The following is a 17066-nucleotide window of genomic DNA, read 5'->3' as shown; positions in this document are numbered from 1 at the left end:
GTTTGTGCGTGTACATGATGCGCAGTGCGGGCGGTGGGGCAGCGATGGGCGCTGCCCCACCGGAAGTTCAGAGGTGCGAGTCGGCCGCCAGCGTGGTGAACGCCGTCCAGGCGTCGGGGGATACGGCCAGTGCCTGCCTGTCCGTGTCCTTCGAGTCCCGGACGAGAATGGTCTCAGGGCGCATGGCGACCTCGATGCAGTTGTCGCCGGAGCTGCCGCTGTAACTGCTCTTGAACCAGGCCAGTTCAGTGGTCTTCATGGTGCTCCTCGCATCTGCTTCAGCAAGCTTACGGTGGCTTCACGGCCGAGGGCCTGTGAACGCAGCTTGCCATAGCGCTGGAGCATAGCGCTGACATCTTTCGGCGATGTGATCAGAATGCTCGACTGCTGGCCTTCGGAGTAGCCCACCCACTCGTGTTGAGGTGTCTCCGCGAGATACATCAGGCCGTCGATCCCCGCGTGATCGTACTGGCGCAGGGGCATCACCTGGATCTCAACGTTCCTTCGAGCACCTTGCTCCAGCAGGTGATCCAGCAGTTGTCGCGCGACCTCTGGTCCACCCATCTGCCGCTCAAGCAAAGCTTGTTCAATGACGAAACTGAAGGCCGTGTTCGGCCTGTCGGTCAGGAGCTGTTGCCGCTCGAGTCGTGCCATGACCTGGCGTTCGATCTGATCCTCGGACAGAGGCGGCAGCCTCCGCTCGAAGATTGCGCGGATGTACGGCTCGGGCTGCAACAACCCCGGAATGGCCCGACACTCGTACGCGTACAGCGAGATCGCCTCCTCCTCGATCCCCGCCCACTGCCGGAACCAGGACGCCAGCCCCGCCTTCCGCGTCAGGCTCTTCGCCGCAGCGCCCAGCACCCGTGCCGCGACCGCGCCGAGGACCTCCTCCGACCGCTTCAGCAGATCCTTCGGCGGGAAGCGTTTGCCCTGCTCGATCTTGGCGATGTACGCGGGCGAGTAGCGCACCAGCGGGGCGAACTGCTCCTGTGTCAGGGCGGCTTCCTCCCGCAGGGCCTTGAGGACCGCGCCGAAGGTCTTCAGGCTGTCGGAGAGTTCCGGCTCGCAGCTCCCGCCCACTCCGCCCTCGTTGTCCGTCGTCATCGCAGCCGCCTTCCGCTGTGCCGCCGGGCCGTACTGTTCGCCGTCCGCGCTGCGCCACGCCAGACCGATCAATGCTCACGCACAGCGACCGACCCAGTCCAGTGCGTGCACCGGTACAACGTGATCTGTATCGGCGGCGGACCTGCCGACGGCCCGTCAACTGCCTGCAAGCTGACCCACATGCCAGCCCTGAACCGCCGATCCAGCACCCCCGTGCGCACGTTCACGCAGTGTTTCTCCGCCACCCGGCGCGGTGCCCGCCTCGCCCGGCTGCTCGCCGCGCACCAGCTCACCGAGTGGGGACACCCCCGAGGGACCGAGGCGCACGACAGTGTCGTCCTCGTCGTCGCCGAACTCGCTGCGAACGCCGTTCTCCACGGCCGTGTCCCGGGACGGGACTTCGCCCTCGCCCTGTCCTTCGAGGAGGGCCGGGACGTCGTCCGGATCGAGGTGACCGACACCCACCCCGCCCTGCCGGCGCGCATGACTCCCGGCCCGGACGAGGACGGGGGCCGTGGCCTGGTCCTCGTCGACGCGCTCGCCGTCGACTGGGGTCTACGGGACCGCCTCGGTCCCGGCAAGACGGTATGGGCCGAGTGCGCCCTGTCATCGAATGCACAGCCCGGGAGTTGACGCCGGCCACGCACCAAGTGCTCTCCTCGCTCTCCCCGGCCCTGGCGCCGTTCGTTCTGCGGGGCTTGGCTACGATCTGTGCGATGAGCGATCGGCACCAGGGCTTTCGGGGCGCGGCACGGAGTGCGGCCTCGGTTCTCGCGCTGCGCTGTGCCGCTTTGCTCGCCGTTCTGATGTGGGTGCTTCCCGTGTGTACCCACGCCGTCCACGAGGTGTTCTCCGTCCCGGCCGCGTCCATGGCGCACACGAGCACGGCAGTGACGGTCCCGGACAGTCCCGCTCACGTGTGCTTCGACACGGGCGACGGTCCCGGAGACACGCACTGTCGGGCAGCGGGCGGGGCCGTCGCGAGCCTCGCCTCCCCGGTGGCGGTGCCCTCGCCCCAGGTGGTGGGTATGGCCGCCGCGGTCTGGACCCCGGACTCGGCCGCCGCCCGTGGAGAAGCGGGCGTCCTCGTCCACACTCCCGGCATCCATCAACTTCAGGTGCAGCGGACCTAGGAAGAGCACGCGCACGGCCGGGCATGGCCGTGCCACCGAGCCTTCCCGAGCCTGCCTTCCGCGAACTCCCATACGTGCGTACCCGCGTACTCCCGGTCGTGCAGGCCGTCACCCGCTTTCACCGCACCACCGCAGCGCTCTGACGCGCGGTGGGGACAAGGACATGCCATGGGTTCTTCCCGAGCCAAGGAACAGCGCGCCGCCCGCGCGAGGATTGAGGAGATGCGCCGCGCCGACGCGATGCGTGAGCGCCGCAACCGGATCATCACCTGGACCTGTACCGGCGTCATCGTCGCCGGGGCCATCGGCGGCGGATGGTACTTCGTCCAGGACGCCCGGAAGAAGGGCGAGGCCAGGGAGGCGGTGGCCACCGCCCCGGTCAAGGGGGAGAAGTCCTACCGGGACCTGGGCCGCGACCACGTCACCACCCCGGTCGAGTACACGATGTCCCCGGCGGTCGGCGGCGACCACAACCCCGTCTGGATGAACTGCAACGGCGACGTCTACGACCGGAGGATCGACGAGACCAACGCCGTCCACTCCCTCGAACACGGCGCGGTCTGGGTCACGTACAACGACAAGGCGGCGGCGAAGGAGGTCAGCGCGCTGAAGGAGCGGGTGCAGCGGACCCCGTACACGCTGATGAGCCCGTACGCCGACCAGTCCTCGCCGATCACGCTGTCCGCCTGGGGCAAGCAACTGGACGTCGAATCGGCCTCGGATCCGCGGGTGCGGCAGTTCTTCGACAAGTACGTCCAGGGTGAGCAGACCCCCGAGCCGGGCGCCGCCTGCACGGGAGGCAAGTCCGCATGAACGGCACCGTAATCCGCCGCCTCCCCGTCCTGATCGCCACGGGTGCCGTGCTGGCACTGGTGGCCGTTCTCGTCGTGTGGTGGCGCACCACGGAGGGTGCGGTGAACGCCTCCACGCCCGGGAACCGCTCCGCCGAGGCCGGGTTCGCCCGGGACATGGCCGTGCACCACCAGCAGGCGGTGGAGATGTCGTTCATCGTGCGTGACCGCACCGACGGCGAGGACGTGCGCACCCTCGCGTACGACGTCATCAACACGCAGGCCAACCAGCGCGGCATGCTGCTGGGCCGGCTGGAGGGCTGGGGGCTGAGCAAGACCTCCGCCGAGGCGCCGATGACGTGGATGGGGCACGGCGCGGCGCATGAGGCGAAGGACGGCTCCCTCATGCCGGGCATGGCCACCAACACGCAGCTCGACCAGTTGCGCAAGGCCGACGGCAAGGACGCCGAGGTGCTGTACCTGCGGCTGATGACCGCCCATCACAAGGGCGGCGTCGACATGGCGCGCGCCGCGGTGAAGGGAGCCGAGGACGCCAGGCTCAAGCGGCTCGCGCAGACCATGGTCGACGGGCAGCGGGCGGAGCTGGACCTGATGGCCGACATGCTCGCCCGGCGGGGCGCCGGGGCCGGGCTGTGAGCCGCATCAGGTAAGTCGCGCCAGGTGAGCTCCATCAGGTGAGCAGCCGCCCGGTAGGGACAGTGGTTCCGGCGGGCGGCGGCTCACGCTTTGCCGACTTCTGACAGGAACTTTACGTACTCGACCGACTACTGTGTGTTTTCATGCTGGCCGGGTCGACCTTCCGACGCCGCCGCTCCGCGTCACGGACCGGAGCGGTGCTCGTGCTGTTGCTGGCCACGCTCATGCACGTACTGTCCTGCGCCCACGGCCCGACACCGACCCACGCGGCACGGGCCGACACCCCCCTCGTCGTCTCCGCCGCCTGCGGGCCGGCACCGTACGAGCAGCACCGGGCGGACGTCCGGACCTCGGCCCCCGCACACGACAGCGGTGTCCACTGCTGGGACGGGGACGAGCCGACGGCGCAGCTCTCACGCGACGTCTTCCCGGCCCACCCCGCGGTCCACGCCGCCCTGCCCGCCGACCGCATCCCGGCAGCGCCGCTCCCGGCGCGACCCCCCGCAGCCGCTCCCGAGCCCGGCGGCACCTCGCCCGGGCACGCGCGAGCCCTCTTCGGCGTGTGGCGGACCTGATCGGCCCCGCTGCCGAGCCCCGTCCCTGACACGAGGAAACGGCAGCCGATCGGCCCCGCCCTCTTCCCGCCCCCACACGACCGGCGGCCGTTCACGGCCCCGGCCGCAGGAGAAGCACGCCATGAACCATCCCATCCGTACCTCCGTCCCCGCCTGCCCGGCCCAGCTCCTGGCCGACACCAAACGCCCCATGCGCACGCCCGCCGGACTGGTCGGCGACACCCCCGTGCTGTGGATCGGCGAGCCCTTCACCGCCGCCGGGCGCGGCTTCTGGGCCAAGCTCGAAGGCCACAACCCCGGCGGCATCAAGGACCGCACCGCCCTGTACATGGTCCGAGCCGCCCGTGAACGTGGCCGGCTGCTGCCCGGCGCCCGGATCGTGGAGTCGACCTCCGGCACCCTCGGTCTCGGGCTGGCCCTCGCGGGCGCCGCCTTCGGACACCCCGTCACCGTCGTCACCGACCCGGCGATCGAACCACTGATGACCGGCCTGCTCACGGCCTACGGCTCCGAAGTCGACGTCGTCACCACCCCGCACCCGGTCGGCGGCTGGCAGGAGGCCCGTCGCCACCGGGTCGGGGAACTGCTCGCCGCCCACCCGGACGCGTGGTGCCCCGACCAGTACGACAACCCCGACAACGTCGCCGCCTACGCCCCGCTCGCCCACGAACTCGTCGCCCAGCTCGGCCGCATCGACACCCTCGTCGTCTCCGTCGGCACCGGCGGCCACTCCGCCGGCATCGGCTCCGTACTGCGCGGCTTCTTTCCGGCGCTGCGCGTGGCCGGGGTGGACACCACCGGCTCGACGATCTTCGGGCAGCCCGCCGCGCCCCGTCTGATGCGCGGACTCGGCTCCAGCATCCACCCCCGCAACGTCGCCTACGACCTGTTCGACGAGGTCCACTGGGTCGCCGCCCCCGAGGCGGTGTGGGCGGCGCGCCTCCTGGCCCGCGACCACTACGCCACCGGCGGCTGGAGCGTCGGCGCCGTCGCCCTCGTCGCCCGCTGGCTGGCCCGCACCCTGCCCGCCGAGGAACGGATCGTCGCGGTCTTCCCCGACGGCCCGCAACGCTATGTCGGCACCGTCTTCGACGACGCGTACTGCCGGGAGCACGGCCTCCTCGGCCACCTGCCCGCCGACGACCCGGAAGAGATCGGTGATCCGGGCGAACGGACCGTGTCCCGCTGGACCCGCTGCACCCGTGTCGTCGACCCGCTCGCCCTCGGCGGCGGTGCGCCGGAACTCGCGAGGGCGGGGCGGTGAAGGGCCTGTGGCGGCAGACCCGCTCCTTCCCGCCCGCCGCACGGCTGTTGATGGCCAACCAGTTCGCCATCAACCTCGCCTTCTACATGCTCATGCCCTACCTCGCCGCCCATCTGTCCGACGGACTCGGCCTCGCCGCCTGGGCCGTCGGGCTCGTGCTGGGCGTGCGCAACTTCTCCCAGCAGGGCATGTTCCTCATCGGCGGCACGCTCGCCGACCGACTCGGCTACAAAATCCCCATCATGGCCGGCTGCCTGCTGCGCACCGCCGGCTTCGGCCTGCTCGGCTGGGTCGACAACCTCCCCGCCCTGATCGCCGCCTCCGCCGCCACCGGCTTCGCCGGCGCCCTGTTCAACCCCGCCGTCCGCGCCTACCTCGCCGTCGAGGCGGGCGAACGGCGCGTGGACGCCTTCGCCGCCTTCAACGTCTTCTACCAGGCCGGCATGCTGCTCGGCCCACTCGTCGGGCTCGCCCTGCTCGCCGCCGACTTCCGCCTCGTGTGCACGACCGCGGCCGGCATCTTCGCCGTACTCACCGTGCTGCAGTGGCGCGCCCTGCCCGCCCGGCGCGGCCACACGGCGGACACGGCCCGGCGGGAGAGCGTGCTCGCGCAGTGGCGGACGGTCGTGTCCAACCGCCCCTTCCTGCTCTTCGCCACCGCCATGATCGGCTCCTACGTGCTCACCTTCCAGGTGTACCTGGCCCTTCCGCTGGCGGCGGCGGATGCCCTGGGGGCGAACGGCACGGCGGTCACCAGCGGGCTCTTCATCGTCTCCGCTGCGGTGGCCGTCATCGGCCAACTGCGCCTGACCGGCTGGGCCAAACAGCGGTGGCAACCCAGCCAGGCGCTGGTGCGGGGACTGGCCGTGATGGGGCTGGCCTTCCTGCCGCTCGCGCTCGCCCCGCGCGGCTCCTCGGGGGCCGCGCTGGTCTCGCTGGTGGCCGCGGTGGTCCTGCTCGCGGTGGGTTCCGCCGTGGTCTACCCGTTCGAGATGGACACCGTCGTCGCCCTGTCGGGCAACCGCCTGGTCGCCACCTACTACGGGCTTTACCACACCGTCTCCGGCCTGGGCATCACCCTGGGCAACCTGGTCACCGGCGCACTGTGGGACTTCGCCCAGCGCCACCATGCCCTCTGGATGACCTGGACGGCCCTGACCGCCACCGGACTCGTGTGCGCCGCCTCGGTCGCGGCGCTCGCCCGTGCCGGGCGGCTCACCACCCAGGCAGAGCCCGAGCCCGCCCCCGCCTGACGGAAAGGAGATCGCCGGCCCGCGGGTTCGAGGTGTCGCCGACCCGCGGGGTCAACTCCCCAGGGTCAACTCCCCAGGGACGACAGTGCGGTGGCGACCCGTCCGGCCACCTCCGGCGGGGTCGAGGCGTGCGGGGAGAGCCTGAGCGAGTCGGTGCGCACGGTCGCGGTGACGCCTTCGGCGTGCAGCGCCTTGGCGACGAGGGACGGATCGTGGTCCGGCACGGTGAAGGAGAGGATGCCCGCGCGCCGCGCCTTGTCGGCGGGGGAGAGGACGCGGCCGCCGCACGCCTCGACGACCTCGGTGAGTTCGGCGATCCGTACGGCGATCGCGGCTTCGATCGCGGCGACGGTGTGCCGCTCGACGAGGTCCAGCGCGGCCGCGAACGCGGCGGCCGTCACCGGGCTCAGATTGGTGATCGACCACCGTCGTGCGTCCGGGGCGGGCGGGTGCTCGGCTCCGTCGAAGAGGCCGACCTCCTCGACACCCGTCCAGCCGGTGAGGACCGGCTCCAGGGATTCCAGGGCGCGGTCGGACAGCGTGGCGAAGCCGGTCGACCATCCGGCGCGCAGCCATTTCTGGCCGCCCGCGACCACCACGTCGGCGGCGTCCCAGGGCAGCGAGGCGACACCGAACGCCTGGATGGCGTCCACGATCAGCAGCCGGTCGGGTCCGATCGCCTCGCGCAGCGCCGCCAGGTCGGCACGGAACCCGGTGCGGAAGTCCACGGCGCTGACCGACACGGCCACGACGTCGTCGGTCAGCGCGGCGCGGACCAGGTCGGGGGTGACTCCGGAGCCGGGCGCGGGGTCGATCCAGCGCGGCGTGGCCCGGCCCAGGTCCGCGGAGCGGCGCCACGGGTAGTGGTTGGCCGGGAAGTCGGTGCGTGGCGCGAGGACCACGCCCTCTCGGATACCGAGCGCGGCGTGGAACAGTCCGGTGGACGCGTTCGGGAGGAGCACCGTGTGCCGGGCGTCGGTGCCGGCGAGGCGGGCGGCCGTGTCCCGCGCGGTCTCCTCCGCGCGCATCAGGGTGTCCACGGTGGTGTGGTCGGCGCGGGCGGACGCCTCCAGGGCGCGCGCGGTGGCGGTGACGGCGTCCCGGGAGGGCGGCCCGAAGCGTGCGAAGTCCAGGTACCCGGCGGGTGTGTCGAAGTGGGCGGCGTACGACGTGAGCACGGGGCTCGTCCCTCCGGGTGGTGCGTGCGGATCGAGTGGCGCGGCGGGTGGAGTGCCTGCGGGTGCGCCGGACGGCGGGGCAGCAGCGTGCGCCGTCCCACGGGTCTCAGCTGGTCAGAGCATGCCAGCGCATCTTGCCACAGCACCGGAGCGCTCTGTCGGGCCGTTGCCGGCACCACGCACGGCTTCCTCGGCAACGCCCCGGCGGACACTCCGGGCTCCCGCCGCGCGGAGGCCGCCTACACGGCGTTGACGCTCCAGGGTCGAAAAGGGCCTCCGCCAGTTCCGCGGAGTACGGCTGGTGGAGAAGATCACGTCCGTGGTTGCGGTCTTGGCCGGGCGCGCGGTACGCGATACCGTCTGTCCGATATCGACGACGGCACGACGGAAGCCGGTGGGAATCCGGCACGGTCGCGCCACTGTATGCGAACACCCCAGGGATGTTCGTGAGTCAGACCCGTGGCTGTCGTCCTGTGCACCACCGAGATGGGACGCGAACTCCCAGAGGAGGTTCTGCCATGGCGCAGACCGTCGCTCAGCCGACTGCCACCCCCGCCGTTCCCGCCACGCTGCCGCTGAAGGCGATAGCTCCCTGGGCGGTCTTCTTCGGCGTTCTCATGCTGGTCCTGCTCTACTTCGTCGGCGCCGAGCAGGGCGCCACCTCCGTGTTCAGCGGCACGGACGTCCACGAGTGGGTGCACGACGCCCGCCACCTGCTCGGCTTCCCCTGCCACTGAGGCGAGGGACGCCGCACGCTCATGAACTCCGCAACGGTAAGAAACCTTCTGGTGCGGGGCATGCTCGCCGGTCTCGCCGCCGGTGTGCTCGCCCTGGTCGCCGCCTACTTCCTCGGGGAGCCGTTCGTCGACAAGGCGATCGGCCTCGAGGAGGCGCACTCCCACTCCCACTCTCATGACGAGGTGGAAGTCGTCTCCCGTTCCCTTCAGTCCACCGCCGGTCTCGCCACCGGCGTCCTGGTCTACGGGGTCGCCTTCGGCGGTATCGCCGCGCTCGCCTTCTGCTTCGCGCTGGGCCGCGTGGGCCGCTTCTCCCCGCGAGCGACCGCGCTGCTGCTGTCCGGCTGCGCGCTGCTGGCCGTGTACGTCGTGCCGTTCCTGAAGTACCCGGCCAACCCGCCCGCGGTCGGCCAGGAAGACACCATCGGCAAGCGCACGACCCTGTACTTCCTGATGATGCTGCTCAGCATCCTCCTCGCGATCGCCGCCACGATCCTGGGCAAGCGCCTCGCGCCCACGCTGGGCACGTGGTACGCGACGGTGGCCGCGGTGGCCGCCTTCGCCGTGGTGATCGGGCTGGCGTACGCCTTCCTGCCGGTTGTGAACGAGGTGCCGGCGGACTTCCCGGCCACCCTGCTGTGGCGGTTCCGGCTCTCCGCCCTGGCCATGCAGACCGTCCTGTGGGGCGGATTCGGGCTGCTGTTCGGTGAGTTGGCCCAGCGGCTGCTGAACCCCAGGCCCGCGACCGCTGCGTCCGGGCAGGCGGTGTCGGCCGCGCACTGATCGCTTCGGCACACGACAGGGCCCTTCGGATCCGTCCGGGGGCCCTGTGGCGTTCCTCAGGGCGCCGCCAGCGGCTGTCCGAGCCGCAGATTCCAGCGGCCGGCCCGACCACTGAACTCCGTTGCCGTCAAAGGCGGTACGTCCAGCCGCCAGAAGCCGGCCGCGGGCACGCCCAGTACATGGACGACCGCGGCCCGTACGACCTCCGGCTCGACCACCGCGAGCGTACGGCCGTCGGTGTCCCGCGCGCTGTCCAGCCAGAGCCCGACCCGCTCGCACGCGTCCCGCACCGACTCCCCGCCGTGCGGTGCGCAGTCGGGGTCGGCGAGCCAACGGCCCACCGCTTCCGGCTCGGTGGCCATCACGTCCTCCAGGGTCCGGCCCCGCCAGCGGCCCGCGTCCAGACCGGCCAACTCCCGTACCACCACGCCGTCGAGGCCGAGCGCCGACGCCGTCTCCCGGCAGCGTGCGCTCGGGGACAGGAGCACGCGGGCGGCCGCGGGCAGCGACCCGGCCGCCGAACGGGCCTTGGCCGCCCCGCCGTCGTCGATCGAGTCGCCGTCGTCGAACCGGGCCTGCCGCAGCGACGGGCTCGTCGCGGGCGCGACGAGAGTGATTCGGATGGTCAACTTCACTCCTACCGAATGGTGTTGACGGCCGTGCCCGCGGCGCGGATCGCCTCGACCTCGCCGGGTGGCGCGGAATCGTCGGTGACGAGGGTGTGCAGCCGAGAGACCGGCGCGACGAAGGCGTGCGCCGTACGGGACAGTTTGGTGCCGTCGGCCACGGCGAGCACGCGCCGGGCGGAGTCGATCGCGGCCCGCTTCACCGCCGCGTCGTCCAAGTCGTAGGCGGTCAGGCCCTGTTGTGCGGTCAGCCCACAGCAGCCGATGACAGCGGTGTCGAAGCGCAGGGCCGCCAGCGAGGCCAGGGTCAGGGGGCCGGTGAGGGCCCCCTCGCCCGGACGTGGCCGGCCGCCGGGCACGAGGAGGGTGGTCTGCTCGGGGCTGTCGGCGAGCGCGTCGACGGCCTGGAGCGACAGCGGCATCACGGTCACCCGCCGGCCGCGCAGTGCCCTGGCCACTTCCAGGCAGGTGGTGCCGCTGTCGAGGACGACCGTCTCCCCGTCGGCGATCAGCGCGGCCGCGTCCGCGGCGATGCGCTGCTTGGCCCGCGTGCCCTCCTGCGCGCGCAGGGGGAAGGGCGGCTCCTCGCCGCGCAGCAGCAGGGTCCGGGCGCCGCCCCGGAAACGTTCCAGTACGCCTTGGGCGGCCAGGGCCTCCAGGTCGCGGCGGATGGTCATCTCCGAGGCTCCGGTGAGTTCGGCCAACTGGCCGACGCCGAGGCTGCCCGCCTCGCGCACCGCGTCCGTGATCTGCCTCAGACGGCCCGTGTTCCCCATGCGGCGATTGAACACCATGCGCCTGCAAACAGGAACACTGTGAGAAGAGGCGCTTTTCAAACACACTCCATGTTCGATACGTTCGCTTCATGGAGCGATCACTTCGCGCGGCGCGTCTGGCGACCTTCACGTACTTCATCCTCAACGGGACTCTGCTGGGGATGTGGATCGTGCAGATCCCGCCCATCGAGCACCGCGTCGGCGTCAGCCACGCCGTCCTGGGCGGCTTCCTGCTCCTGCTCGGGGCGGGCGCCTTCGTGGGGATGCAACTGGCCGGCCCGGTCGCCGACCGCCTCGGCACCCGGATCGTCGTGCCCGCCTCCGGTGTCCTGTGCAGTGCCGCCCTCGTGCTGCCCGGACTGGCCTCGAAGCCGTGGATGCTCGCCGGAGCCCTGATCGTGCTCGGTTTCGGCAACGGCTGCCTCGACGTGAGTATGAACGCCCACGCCGTCCAGGTCGAGAAGGCGTACGGACGCCCGGTGATGTCCGCGTTCCACGCCACGTTCTCCGTCGGCGGCGTGCTGGCCGCCCTCGCGGGTGCCGCCGTCGCGAGCGCGGGCTGGACCCCGGCGGCGACGCTCGGCACCGCGGCCGTCCTGGGAGTGGTGGTCTCCGTGTGCGCCGCCCCGGGTCTGCTGCCCACCGCCGCGGGGCCGGCCGCGGATGCCGGGACCGGGTCCGACGGGCCGGCCGGACGGGCGGCCCCAGCCCGTACCCGTATCTGGATCCTGGCCGTCCTCGCGCTGATGGTCATGCTGTGCGAGGGGGTCGCCAACGACTGGAGCGTGCTGCACCTGCGGACCGTCCTCGGCGCCTCCGACAGCACGGCGGCCTTCGCCTACGGTGCGTTCGCCGCGACGATGACCATCGGCCGCCTGCTCGCCGACCGCCTCTCGGCCCGCTTCGGCCCCGCCGCGATCCTGCGTTACGGCGCCTCGGTCGCCGCCGTCGGCATGACGGCGGCCGCCCTGTCCCCGTGGATTCCGCTCGCCCTGGCCGGCTGGGCGCTCTTCGGCGCCGGGCTCTCCGGTTGCGTCCCCCAGCTCTTCAGCGCCGCCGGGCACGCCGACGCCGATGCCGCCGGCGCCAATGTCTCCAAGGTCGCCGGACTCGGCTACCTCGGCATGCTCGCGGGACCTGCCGTCATCGGCTGGCTCACCCGCCTGGTCCCGCTGAACCTGACCTTCTTCCTCCCCGTGGCCTGCTGCGCCGTCGCGGCCGTGACGGCGGGGGTGCTGCGACCGCGGGGGAGCGCGGTCGCGGGCCGGGGGCCCGTCCCCGAGGCGGAGCCTCCCGCCGCGTCATCCCTCCGGGGTGAGCGGGGTACCTCCGAGGGTCGAGGCGCGGGCCACTAGGGCGGGGCGCAGCCGCCGGGAGCGGCCCGGCTTGCCGTTCAGCATGTTGACCAGTGTCGTCGCCGCCACTTCCCCCATCCGGTACATCGGGGAGCTCACGGAGGTCAGGGACACCGGCAGGGCAGCCGCCAGCGGGACGTCGTTGTAGCCCACGATCGCCACGTCCCGGCCCACCGTGAGGCCCGCGTCCCGGACCGCCGCCATCACGCCGATCGCCGCGAAGTCGTTGACCGCGAAGACGGCGGTGGGCCGCGGCCGCAGGGCCAGCAGCCGCTCGGCCGCCGCCCGGCCGCCGGGCACGTCGAAGCCGGACCGCACGACGTGGCTCTCGGGCACCGGCAGGCCCGCCTCGGCGCACGCGTCGAGGAAGCCCTGGGTGCGCTCCGCACCGGTGCTGGCGTAGGGCTCTCCGGCCACCACCGCGACCCGCCGGTGGCCGAGTTCCAGCAGGTGCTCCGCGGCCAGCCGGCCGCCGAGGACGTCGTCGGTGGTCACCGAGATCCGGCCCGGCAGCCGGCGCGAGACCAGCACCAACGGGATGTGCTGGCGGGCCAGTTCGGCGACGAGGTCGGAGTCGGAACGGGCGTCGCCGAGCACCAGGCCGTCGACGCGCCGGGCCAGCAGCGCGTCGGCCCGGCGCCGTTGCAGCTCCGGGTCGTCGCCGGTGTTGGCGACCACCGTGTGGTAGCCGGCGGCCGCCGCGGCCGCGTCGATGCCCTCGTAGATCGTGGCGAGCACGATGTCGGTCAGCCTCGGGACGAGCACGCCCAGCATCCGGGAGCGGCCGGTGCGCAGTGCCGCCCCGGCCGGGTCCCGCTGGTAGCCGAGTTCCTCGGCGAGCGCCTGGATCAGTGTGGCGGTGTCGGTGGCCACCCCGCCCCGTACGCTCTCGTCCGGGCTCAGCGCCCGGGACACAGTGGAGACGTGGACCCCCGCCTGCCGGGCTATCTGGGCGAGTGTGACCGGGGTGCGACCGGTGTGTGTGCCGGCCCCCGCCCGCGCTCCCTGGCGATCCACGCTCGCTGTCCCTCTTCTCGTTCCGTCTCGGTGCTGCTCAGTGCTGCTCAGCGGTTCTCGGTGCTTCTCAGTGCTTAGCAGTGCTTTTCGGTGCTTAGCGGTGCTTATCGAGGAGCTCGGGTTCCGTCGGACTCCTGTCGGAACCCGCAGGCGCCCCCACGTCGCGCCCTTGAGCTTCGCACATCCCCGAACCGTCCGGCCAGACAAGTGTGCGGTCACCCATTGACCGGACGCAATCGTTTGCATAGCCTCACCGCAATCGATTGCGGAGAGAGGGTCCATGCGTCGTATCCAGGTCGTGGCAACCGGCGGCACCATCGCGAGCCGGTCCGGGGCGGAGGGCCGCCGGGCGACCGTGCTCGCGGAAGAACTGGTCGCGTCGGTGGGTCCGCTGCCGGACGGCGCGGAGGTGAGCGTGCGGGACGTGGTCACCCGGGGCAGCTACGCCTTCGACACCGCCGATCTGCTGTCGCTGGCCCGCGAGGTGCGCGGCACACTGCGCGACGGCGCCGACGGGGTGGTGATGACCCACGGCACCGACACCATGGAGGAGACCGCCTTCCTGCTCGACCTGGCGTTCGACGATCCGCGGCCGATCGTGCTGACCGGCGCGCAGCGCCCGTTCGACGACCGTGCCGCCGACGGCCCGGGCAACCTGGGCGACGCCCTCACCGTGGCCGCCGACGACGCCGCCCGCGGGCACGGCCCGCTGCTGGTCTTCGACGGCTTCGCCTTCCCCGCCCGCGGGGTCCGCAAGAGCGACACCATGTCGGCGCACGCCTTCACCGCGCCCGGGCGCGGACCGGCTCTCCGCGTGGTGGGCCGGCGCGTGGTCCCGCTGTGGCAGCCGAGACCCAGCCCGCGGCTGCCCCTCGACCTCGACCTGCCCCGGCTGCCCCGGGTGGACGTGGTGCCGGCCTACCCCGGCGCCGACGGGCTGTTCGTCCGGGCGAGCCTTGCCGCGGGCGCGGCGGGGGTCGTGGTGGCGGCGGTCGGCGCGGGCAACGCCGGGCCGGAGCTGGTGGAGGCGGTCGCCGAGGCCGTGGCGGCGGGCTACCCGGTACTCATCTGCTCACGGGTGCACTCCGGTCCGGTCGAACCCCTCTACGCGGGCGGCGGCGCCGAACTGCAAAGGGTCGGCGCGATCTTCGCCGACGACCTCAGCCCCTGGCAGGCCCGGCTGCTGCTGGCCGCCGCGAGCGCCGTACCCGGCCGGTCGCCGGACGCACTCGTCCGCGCCTGGCTCGCCGGACGGGACCCGTCGTCCGACACCAACTCCTGACCGCCTCCCGACCGCCTGACTTCCCGGCTCCCTTACCCGTCCCGACTTCCCGACCCCTCCCGATCCCCCCACTGCAGCCAACCCCCTCAAGAGCTCACCCACAGCAACCCCATCAAGAGCATCAAGACCATCAAGACCATCAAGAACAAGGAGATGTCGATGACCAAGGAAATCCTCGTCGGCTTCGGTGTGGACGTAGACGCCGTCGGCGGATGGCTCGGCTCCTACGGGGGCGAGGACTCGCCCGACGACATCTCCCGCGGGCTGTTCGCGGGCGAGGTCGGCGTGCCGCGCCTGCTGGAGCTGTTCCGGCGCCGCGGCCTGACCCAGACGTTCTTCTGGCCCGGCCACTCCGTCGAGACCTTCCCGGAGGAGTTCGACGCCTGTGTCGCCGCCGGCCACGAGATCGGCGTGCACGGCTACAGCCACGAGAACCCGATCGCCATGAGCCGCGAGCAGGAGTCGGCGGTCCTGGACCACTGCATCGAGCTGATCGAGACCCGCTCCGGCCGCCGCCCCACCGGTTACGTCGCTCCCTGGTGGGAGTTCAGCCCGGTCACCAACGAACTGCTCCTCGAGCGGGGGATCAAGTACGACCACTCGCTGATGCACCGGGACTTCGAGCCGTACTACGTGCGGGTCGGCGACTCCTGGACGAAGATCGACTACAGCCGGCCGGCCGAGACCTGGATGAAGCCGCTGGTGCGCGGGCGGGAGACGGACCTCATCGAGATCCCGGCGAACTGGTACCTCGACGACCTGCCTCCGATGATGTTCATCAAGGCCAGCCCGAACAGCCACGGCTTCGTCAACCCCCGTGACATCGAGCAGATGTGGCGCGACCAGTTCGACTGGGTGCACCGGGAGATGGACCACGCCGCCTTCACCATGACCATCCACCCCGACGTGGCCGGCCGCCCGCAGGTGCTGCTGATGCTGGAGCGGCTGATCGACCACATCAACTCCCACGAAGGCGTCCGCTGGGTGACCCTCGACCAGATCGCGGACGACTTCGCCGCCCGCAACCCGCGTCAGAAGGGCGACAGCAGATGACCACCGTGCAGAACCCCGGAATAGTCCACGAGACCGAGTGGCCCCGCACCGGCACGCCCTCGGACGAGGTCCTCCTCAAGGGCCCGCCCACCCTGAGCCGGCGCACCATCATGACCACCACGGTGGTCTGCTTCCTGGCCTGGGTCTTCTCGGTCTACGACTTCGTCCTCTTCGGCACCCTGCTGCCGAAGATCTCCGAGACGTTCGGCTGGACCACCGGTCAGGCCACGGCGATCGCGACCGGCGTCACGGTCGGCACTTTCGTCGTCTCGCTGCTGGTCGGGCCGATGCTGGATCGGTGGGGGCGCAAGCCGAGCCTGATCGTCACCACGGCGGGGGCGGCGCTCTCCTCCGGCTTCACCGCTCTGGTCGGCGGCGCCGCCTCGCTGATCGGGGTCCGGGCCATCTCCGGTCTCGGCTACTGGGATTCATTCGCGGTGCACCGAGGTTACGTCGGTGGTGGAGTGGGTCCGGTGGGTGTGACGCGGAGTATCGCCGGATAGTTCCGGCTGAGCTGGATTCGGCTGATTCGCCCCGGACTATCGGTGACCGGTGCTAGCGTCCAGATCGTGCGGCTTCGGTATGCCTTCCGTCTCGACCCAACACCCAGTCAGCGCATTGCGCTGGCCCGGGCGTTCGGTTGCGCGCGGGTGGTGTACAACGATGCGGTCGCGGCGCGGGAACGGGCCCGGGCGGCGGGTGAGGCGTTTCCCACTGCGGCCGTACTGTCGAGAACGCTGGTCACTGAAGCGAAGAAGACCCGTGAGCGGCACTGGCTGGGCGAGGTGTCGGCGGTGGTGCTGCAGCAGGCGCTGCGGGACGTCGAGACCGCCTACCGCAACTTCTTCGTCTCCCTGAAGGGGCAGCGCAAGGGCCCGAAGGTGGGCGCGCCGCGTTTCAAGTCGCGTAAGGACCGCAGGCAGTCGGTCCGGTTCACCGCGAACGCCCGCTGGTGCATCACCCCCACCGGGCGGCTGAACCTTCCGAAGATCGGCGAGGTGCGGGTGAAATGGTCGCGGCCTCTTCCCGCCGTCCCGTCCAGTGTCACCGTGATCAAGGATGCGGCGGGCCGGTTCTTCGCCTCCTTCGTCATCGACACCGACCCGGCCGCCGACGCAGCGCGCATGCCCGCAAGTGATCAGGCTTTGGGTATTGATTTGGGGCTGGCTCACTTCGCGGTCCTGTCCGACGGCACGAAGATCGACTCCCCGCGGTTCCTGCGCCGGGCGGAGAAGAAACTGAAGAAGGCCCAGCGGGAGCTGTCCCGCAAGCAGAAGGACTCGAAGAACCGGGAGAAGGCCCGCGTGAAGGTGGCCCGCGCGCACGCGCGGGTGGCCGACGCGCGCCGCGAGTTCCACCACCAACTCTCCACACAGCTGATCCGTGAGAGGGCATTCTGAGCCGGTATGACGGTTTCACGATCGCCTGATCGTGTGGGTTTGGGCGGTTGGGGCTGGTCCTGCTGCTTGGTCCTGCTGG

At 71.5% G+C, this 17066-nt stretch carries 19 protein-coding genes, 1 pseudogene and 1 riboswitch; of the genes and pseudogenes, 14 read left to right on the top strand and 6 right to left on the bottom strand.

Features of this window, described 5'->3' with window-relative positions; translation table 11 throughout:
• Nucleotides 1-67: 67 nt before the first annotated feature.
• Both ACIQFZ_RS20670 and ACIQFZ_RS20665 read right to left on the bottom strand, forming a co-directional pair.
• Entirely contained in the window at nt 68-259 is a 192-nt protein-coding gene (locus ACIQFZ_RS20670; RefSeq protein WP_376651094.1) for a DUF397 domain-containing protein, read from the bottom strand.
• A complete protein-coding gene (locus ACIQFZ_RS20665; protein WP_402691850.1) occupies nt 256-1107 on the bottom strand; it encodes a helix-turn-helix domain-containing protein in 852 nt (283 codons plus the stop codon). The genes ACIQFZ_RS20670 and ACIQFZ_RS20665 overlap by 4 nt, the downstream gene beginning before the upstream one ends.
• 180 nt (nt 1108-1287) lie before the next feature.
• On the opposite strand from ACIQFZ_RS20665, the gene ACIQFZ_RS20660 reads away from it, so the two are divergent.
• The 7 genes from ACIQFZ_RS20660 (at nt 1288) to ACIQFZ_RS20630 (ending at nt 6780) form a co-directional block, all read left to right on the top strand.
• Entirely contained in the window at nt 1288-1740 is a 453-nt protein-coding gene (locus tag ACIQFZ_RS20660; RefSeq protein WP_402691849.1) for an ATP-binding protein, read from the top strand.
• A gap of 83 nt (nt 1741-1823) precedes the next feature.
• Nucleotides 1824-2240 carry a hypothetical protein gene (locus ACIQFZ_RS20655; RefSeq protein WP_402691848.1) on the top strand — a complete coding sequence of 139 codons (417 nt, stop codon included), beginning with the start codon at nt 1824-1826 and terminating at the stop codon, nt 2238-2240.
• Nucleotides 2241-2408: 168 nt separating this feature from the next.
• Nucleotides 2409-3053, top strand: a complete 645-nt coding sequence (locus ACIQFZ_RS20650) for a DUF3105 domain-containing protein (RefSeq protein WP_402691847.1) — start codon at nt 2409-2411, stop codon at nt 3051-3053.
• A complete protein-coding gene (locus ACIQFZ_RS20645) occupies nt 3050-3688 on the top strand; it encodes a DUF305 domain-containing protein (protein ID WP_365774145.1) in 639 nt (212 codons plus the stop codon). The genes ACIQFZ_RS20650 and ACIQFZ_RS20645 overlap by 4 nt, the downstream gene beginning before the upstream one ends.
• Nucleotides 3689-3831: 143 nt before the next feature.
• Nucleotides 3832-4263: a hypothetical protein gene (locus tag ACIQFZ_RS20640; RefSeq protein ID WP_402691846.1), complete on the top strand. Its 432-nt coding sequence runs from the start codon at nt 3832-3834 to the stop codon at nt 4261-4263.
• Between the two features lie 121 nt (nt 4264-4384).
• Entirely contained in the window at nt 4385-5527 is a 1143-nt protein-coding gene (locus ACIQFZ_RS20635) for a PLP-dependent cysteine synthase family protein (protein ID WP_365417587.1), read from the top strand.
• Entirely contained in the window at nt 5524-6780 is a 1257-nt protein-coding gene (locus ACIQFZ_RS20630; protein ID WP_402691845.1) for an MFS transporter, read from the top strand. Before ACIQFZ_RS20635 ends, ACIQFZ_RS20630 begins: the two co-directional genes overlap by 4 nt.
• Before the next feature lie 65 nt (nt 6781-6845).
• On the opposite strand, the gene ACIQFZ_RS20625 is transcribed toward ACIQFZ_RS20630, so the two are convergent.
• Nucleotides 6846-7958, bottom strand: coding sequence for an aminotransferase class V-fold PLP-dependent enzyme (locus ACIQFZ_RS20625; RefSeq protein WP_402691844.1), 1113 nt, complete (start codon nt 7956-7958; stop codon nt 6846-6848).
• A gap of 340 nt (nt 7959-8298) precedes the next feature.
• Nucleotides 8299-8440, top strand: a riboswitch (cobalamin riboswitch).
• 36 nt (nt 8441-8476) lie between these two features.
• On the opposite strand from ACIQFZ_RS20625, the gene ACIQFZ_RS20620 reads away from it, so the two are divergent.
• Complete coding sequence (locus tag ACIQFZ_RS20620) at nt 8477-8695, top strand: CbtB-domain containing protein (protein WP_141357464.1); 219 nt, start codon at nt 8477-8479, stop codon at nt 8693-8695.
• A 21-nt stretch (nt 8696-8716) separates the two neighbouring features.
• Nucleotides 8717-9478 (top strand): CbtA family protein, encoded by a 762-nt coding sequence (locus ACIQFZ_RS20615; protein ID WP_402691843.1) that lies wholly within the window; start codon nt 8717-8719, stop codon nt 9476-9478.
• A 56-nt stretch (nt 9479-9534) separates the two neighbouring features.
• On the opposite strand, the gene ACIQFZ_RS20610 is transcribed toward ACIQFZ_RS20615, so the two are convergent.
• Entirely contained in the window at nt 9535-10107 is a 573-nt protein-coding gene (locus ACIQFZ_RS20610) for a histidine phosphatase family protein (RefSeq protein ID WP_383057678.1), read from the bottom strand.
• An 8-nt stretch (nt 10108-10115) separates the two neighbouring features.
• Nucleotides 10116-10880 (bottom strand): DeoR/GlpR family DNA-binding transcription regulator, encoded by a 765-nt coding sequence (locus tag ACIQFZ_RS20605; protein WP_402691842.1) that lies wholly within the window; start codon nt 10878-10880, stop codon nt 10116-10118.
• 89 nt (nt 10881-10969) lie between these two features.
• Here ACIQFZ_RS20605 and ACIQFZ_RS20600 point away from each other — a divergent pair, with 89 nt between their 5' ends.
• On the top strand, nt 10970-12235 hold the full coding sequence (locus tag ACIQFZ_RS20600; protein ID WP_365417602.1) for an MFS transporter: 1266 nt from the start codon (nt 10970-10972) through the stop codon (nt 12233-12235).
• Here ACIQFZ_RS20600 and ACIQFZ_RS20595 read toward each other — a convergent pair.
• Nucleotides 12182-13252 (bottom strand): substrate-binding domain-containing protein, encoded by a 1071-nt coding sequence (locus ACIQFZ_RS20595; RefSeq protein ID WP_365417605.1) that lies wholly within the window; start codon nt 13250-13252, stop codon nt 12182-12184. The two genes, ACIQFZ_RS20600 and ACIQFZ_RS20595, sit on opposite strands and share 54 nt — an antisense overlap.
• Before the next feature lie 280 nt (nt 13253-13532).
• Here ACIQFZ_RS20595 and ACIQFZ_RS20590 point away from each other — a divergent pair, with 280 nt between their 5' ends.
• From ACIQFZ_RS20590 to ACIQFZ_RS20575, 4 genes and pseudogenes are all read left to right on the top strand, one after another.
• Complete coding sequence (locus tag ACIQFZ_RS20590; RefSeq protein ID WP_376651084.1) at nt 13533-14534, top strand: asparaginase; 1002 nt, start codon at nt 13533-13535, stop codon at nt 14532-14534.
• 159 nt (nt 14535-14693) lie between these two features.
• A complete protein-coding gene (locus tag ACIQFZ_RS20585) occupies nt 14694-15587 on the top strand; it encodes a polysaccharide deacetylase (RefSeq protein WP_402691841.1) in 894 nt (297 codons plus the stop codon).
• Nucleotides 15584-16090, top strand: coding sequence for an MFS transporter (locus ACIQFZ_RS20580; RefSeq protein WP_402691840.1), 507 nt, complete (start codon nt 15584-15586; stop codon nt 16088-16090). The genes ACIQFZ_RS20585 and ACIQFZ_RS20580 overlap by 4 nt, the downstream gene beginning before the upstream one ends.
• Before the next feature lie 66 nt (nt 16091-16156).
• Nucleotides 16157-16975, top strand: a pseudogene (locus ACIQFZ_RS20575) (RNA-guided endonuclease InsQ/TnpB family protein); the annotation flags it as partial.
• Nucleotides 16976-17066 lie beyond the last annotated feature (91 nt).

Origin of the sequence: Streptomyces sp. NPDC093064 (genome assembly GCF_044754605.1) — a bacterium.
Lineage (GTDB): Bacteria > Actinomycetota > Actinomycetes > Streptomycetales > Streptomycetaceae > Streptomyces.
This window is presented reverse-complemented; position numbering and strand designations above follow the sequence as displayed.

Coding starts and splice junctions, on each gene's coding strand:
- ACIQFZ_RS20670 (WP_376651094.1), bottom strand. CDS start 259: ATGAAGACCACTGAACTGGCCTGGTTCAAGAGCAGTTACAGCGGCAGC.
- ACIQFZ_RS20665 (WP_402691850.1), bottom strand. CDS start 1,107: ATGACGACGGACAACGAGGGCGGAGTGGGCGGGAGCTGCGAGCCGGAA.
- ACIQFZ_RS20660 (WP_402691849.1), top strand. CDS start 1,288: ATGCCAGCCCTGAACCGCCGATCCAGCACCCCCGTGCGCACGTTCACG.
- ACIQFZ_RS20655 (WP_402691848.1), top strand. CDS start 1,824: ATGAGCGATCGGCACCAGGGCTTTCGGGGCGCGGCACGGAGTGCGGCC.
- ACIQFZ_RS20650 (WP_402691847.1), top strand. CDS start 2,409: ATGGGTTCTTCCCGAGCCAAGGAACAGCGCGCCGCCCGCGCGAGGATT.
- ACIQFZ_RS20645 (WP_365774145.1), top strand. CDS start 3,050: ATGAACGGCACCGTAATCCGCCGCCTCCCCGTCCTGATCGCCACGGGT.
- ACIQFZ_RS20640 (WP_402691846.1), top strand. CDS start 3,832: ATGCTGGCCGGGTCGACCTTCCGACGCCGCCGCTCCGCGTCACGGACC.
- ACIQFZ_RS20635 (WP_365417587.1), top strand. CDS start 4,385: ATGAACCATCCCATCCGTACCTCCGTCCCCGCCTGCCCGGCCCAGCTC.
- ACIQFZ_RS20620 (WP_141357464.1), top strand. CDS start 8,477: ATGGCGCAGACCGTCGCTCAGCCGACTGCCACCCCCGCCGTTCCCGCC.
- ACIQFZ_RS20615 (WP_402691843.1), top strand. CDS start 8,717: ATGAACTCCGCAACGGTAAGAAACCTTCTGGTGCGGGGCATGCTCGCC.
- ACIQFZ_RS20605 (WP_402691842.1), bottom strand. CDS start 10,880: ATGGGGAACACGGGCCGTCTGAGGCAGATCACGGACGCGGTGCGCGAG.
- ACIQFZ_RS20600 (WP_365417602.1), top strand. CDS start 10,970: ATGGAGCGATCACTTCGCGCGGCGCGTCTGGCGACCTTCACGTACTTC.
- ACIQFZ_RS20590 (WP_376651084.1), top strand. CDS start 13,533: ATGCGTCGTATCCAGGTCGTGGCAACCGGCGGCACCATCGCGAGCCGG.
- ACIQFZ_RS20585 (WP_402691841.1), top strand. CDS start 14,694: ATGACCAAGGAAATCCTCGTCGGCTTCGGTGTGGACGTAGACGCCGTC.
- ACIQFZ_RS20580 (WP_402691840.1), top strand. CDS start 15,584: ATGACCACCGTGCAGAACCCCGGAATAGTCCACGAGACCGAGTGGCCC.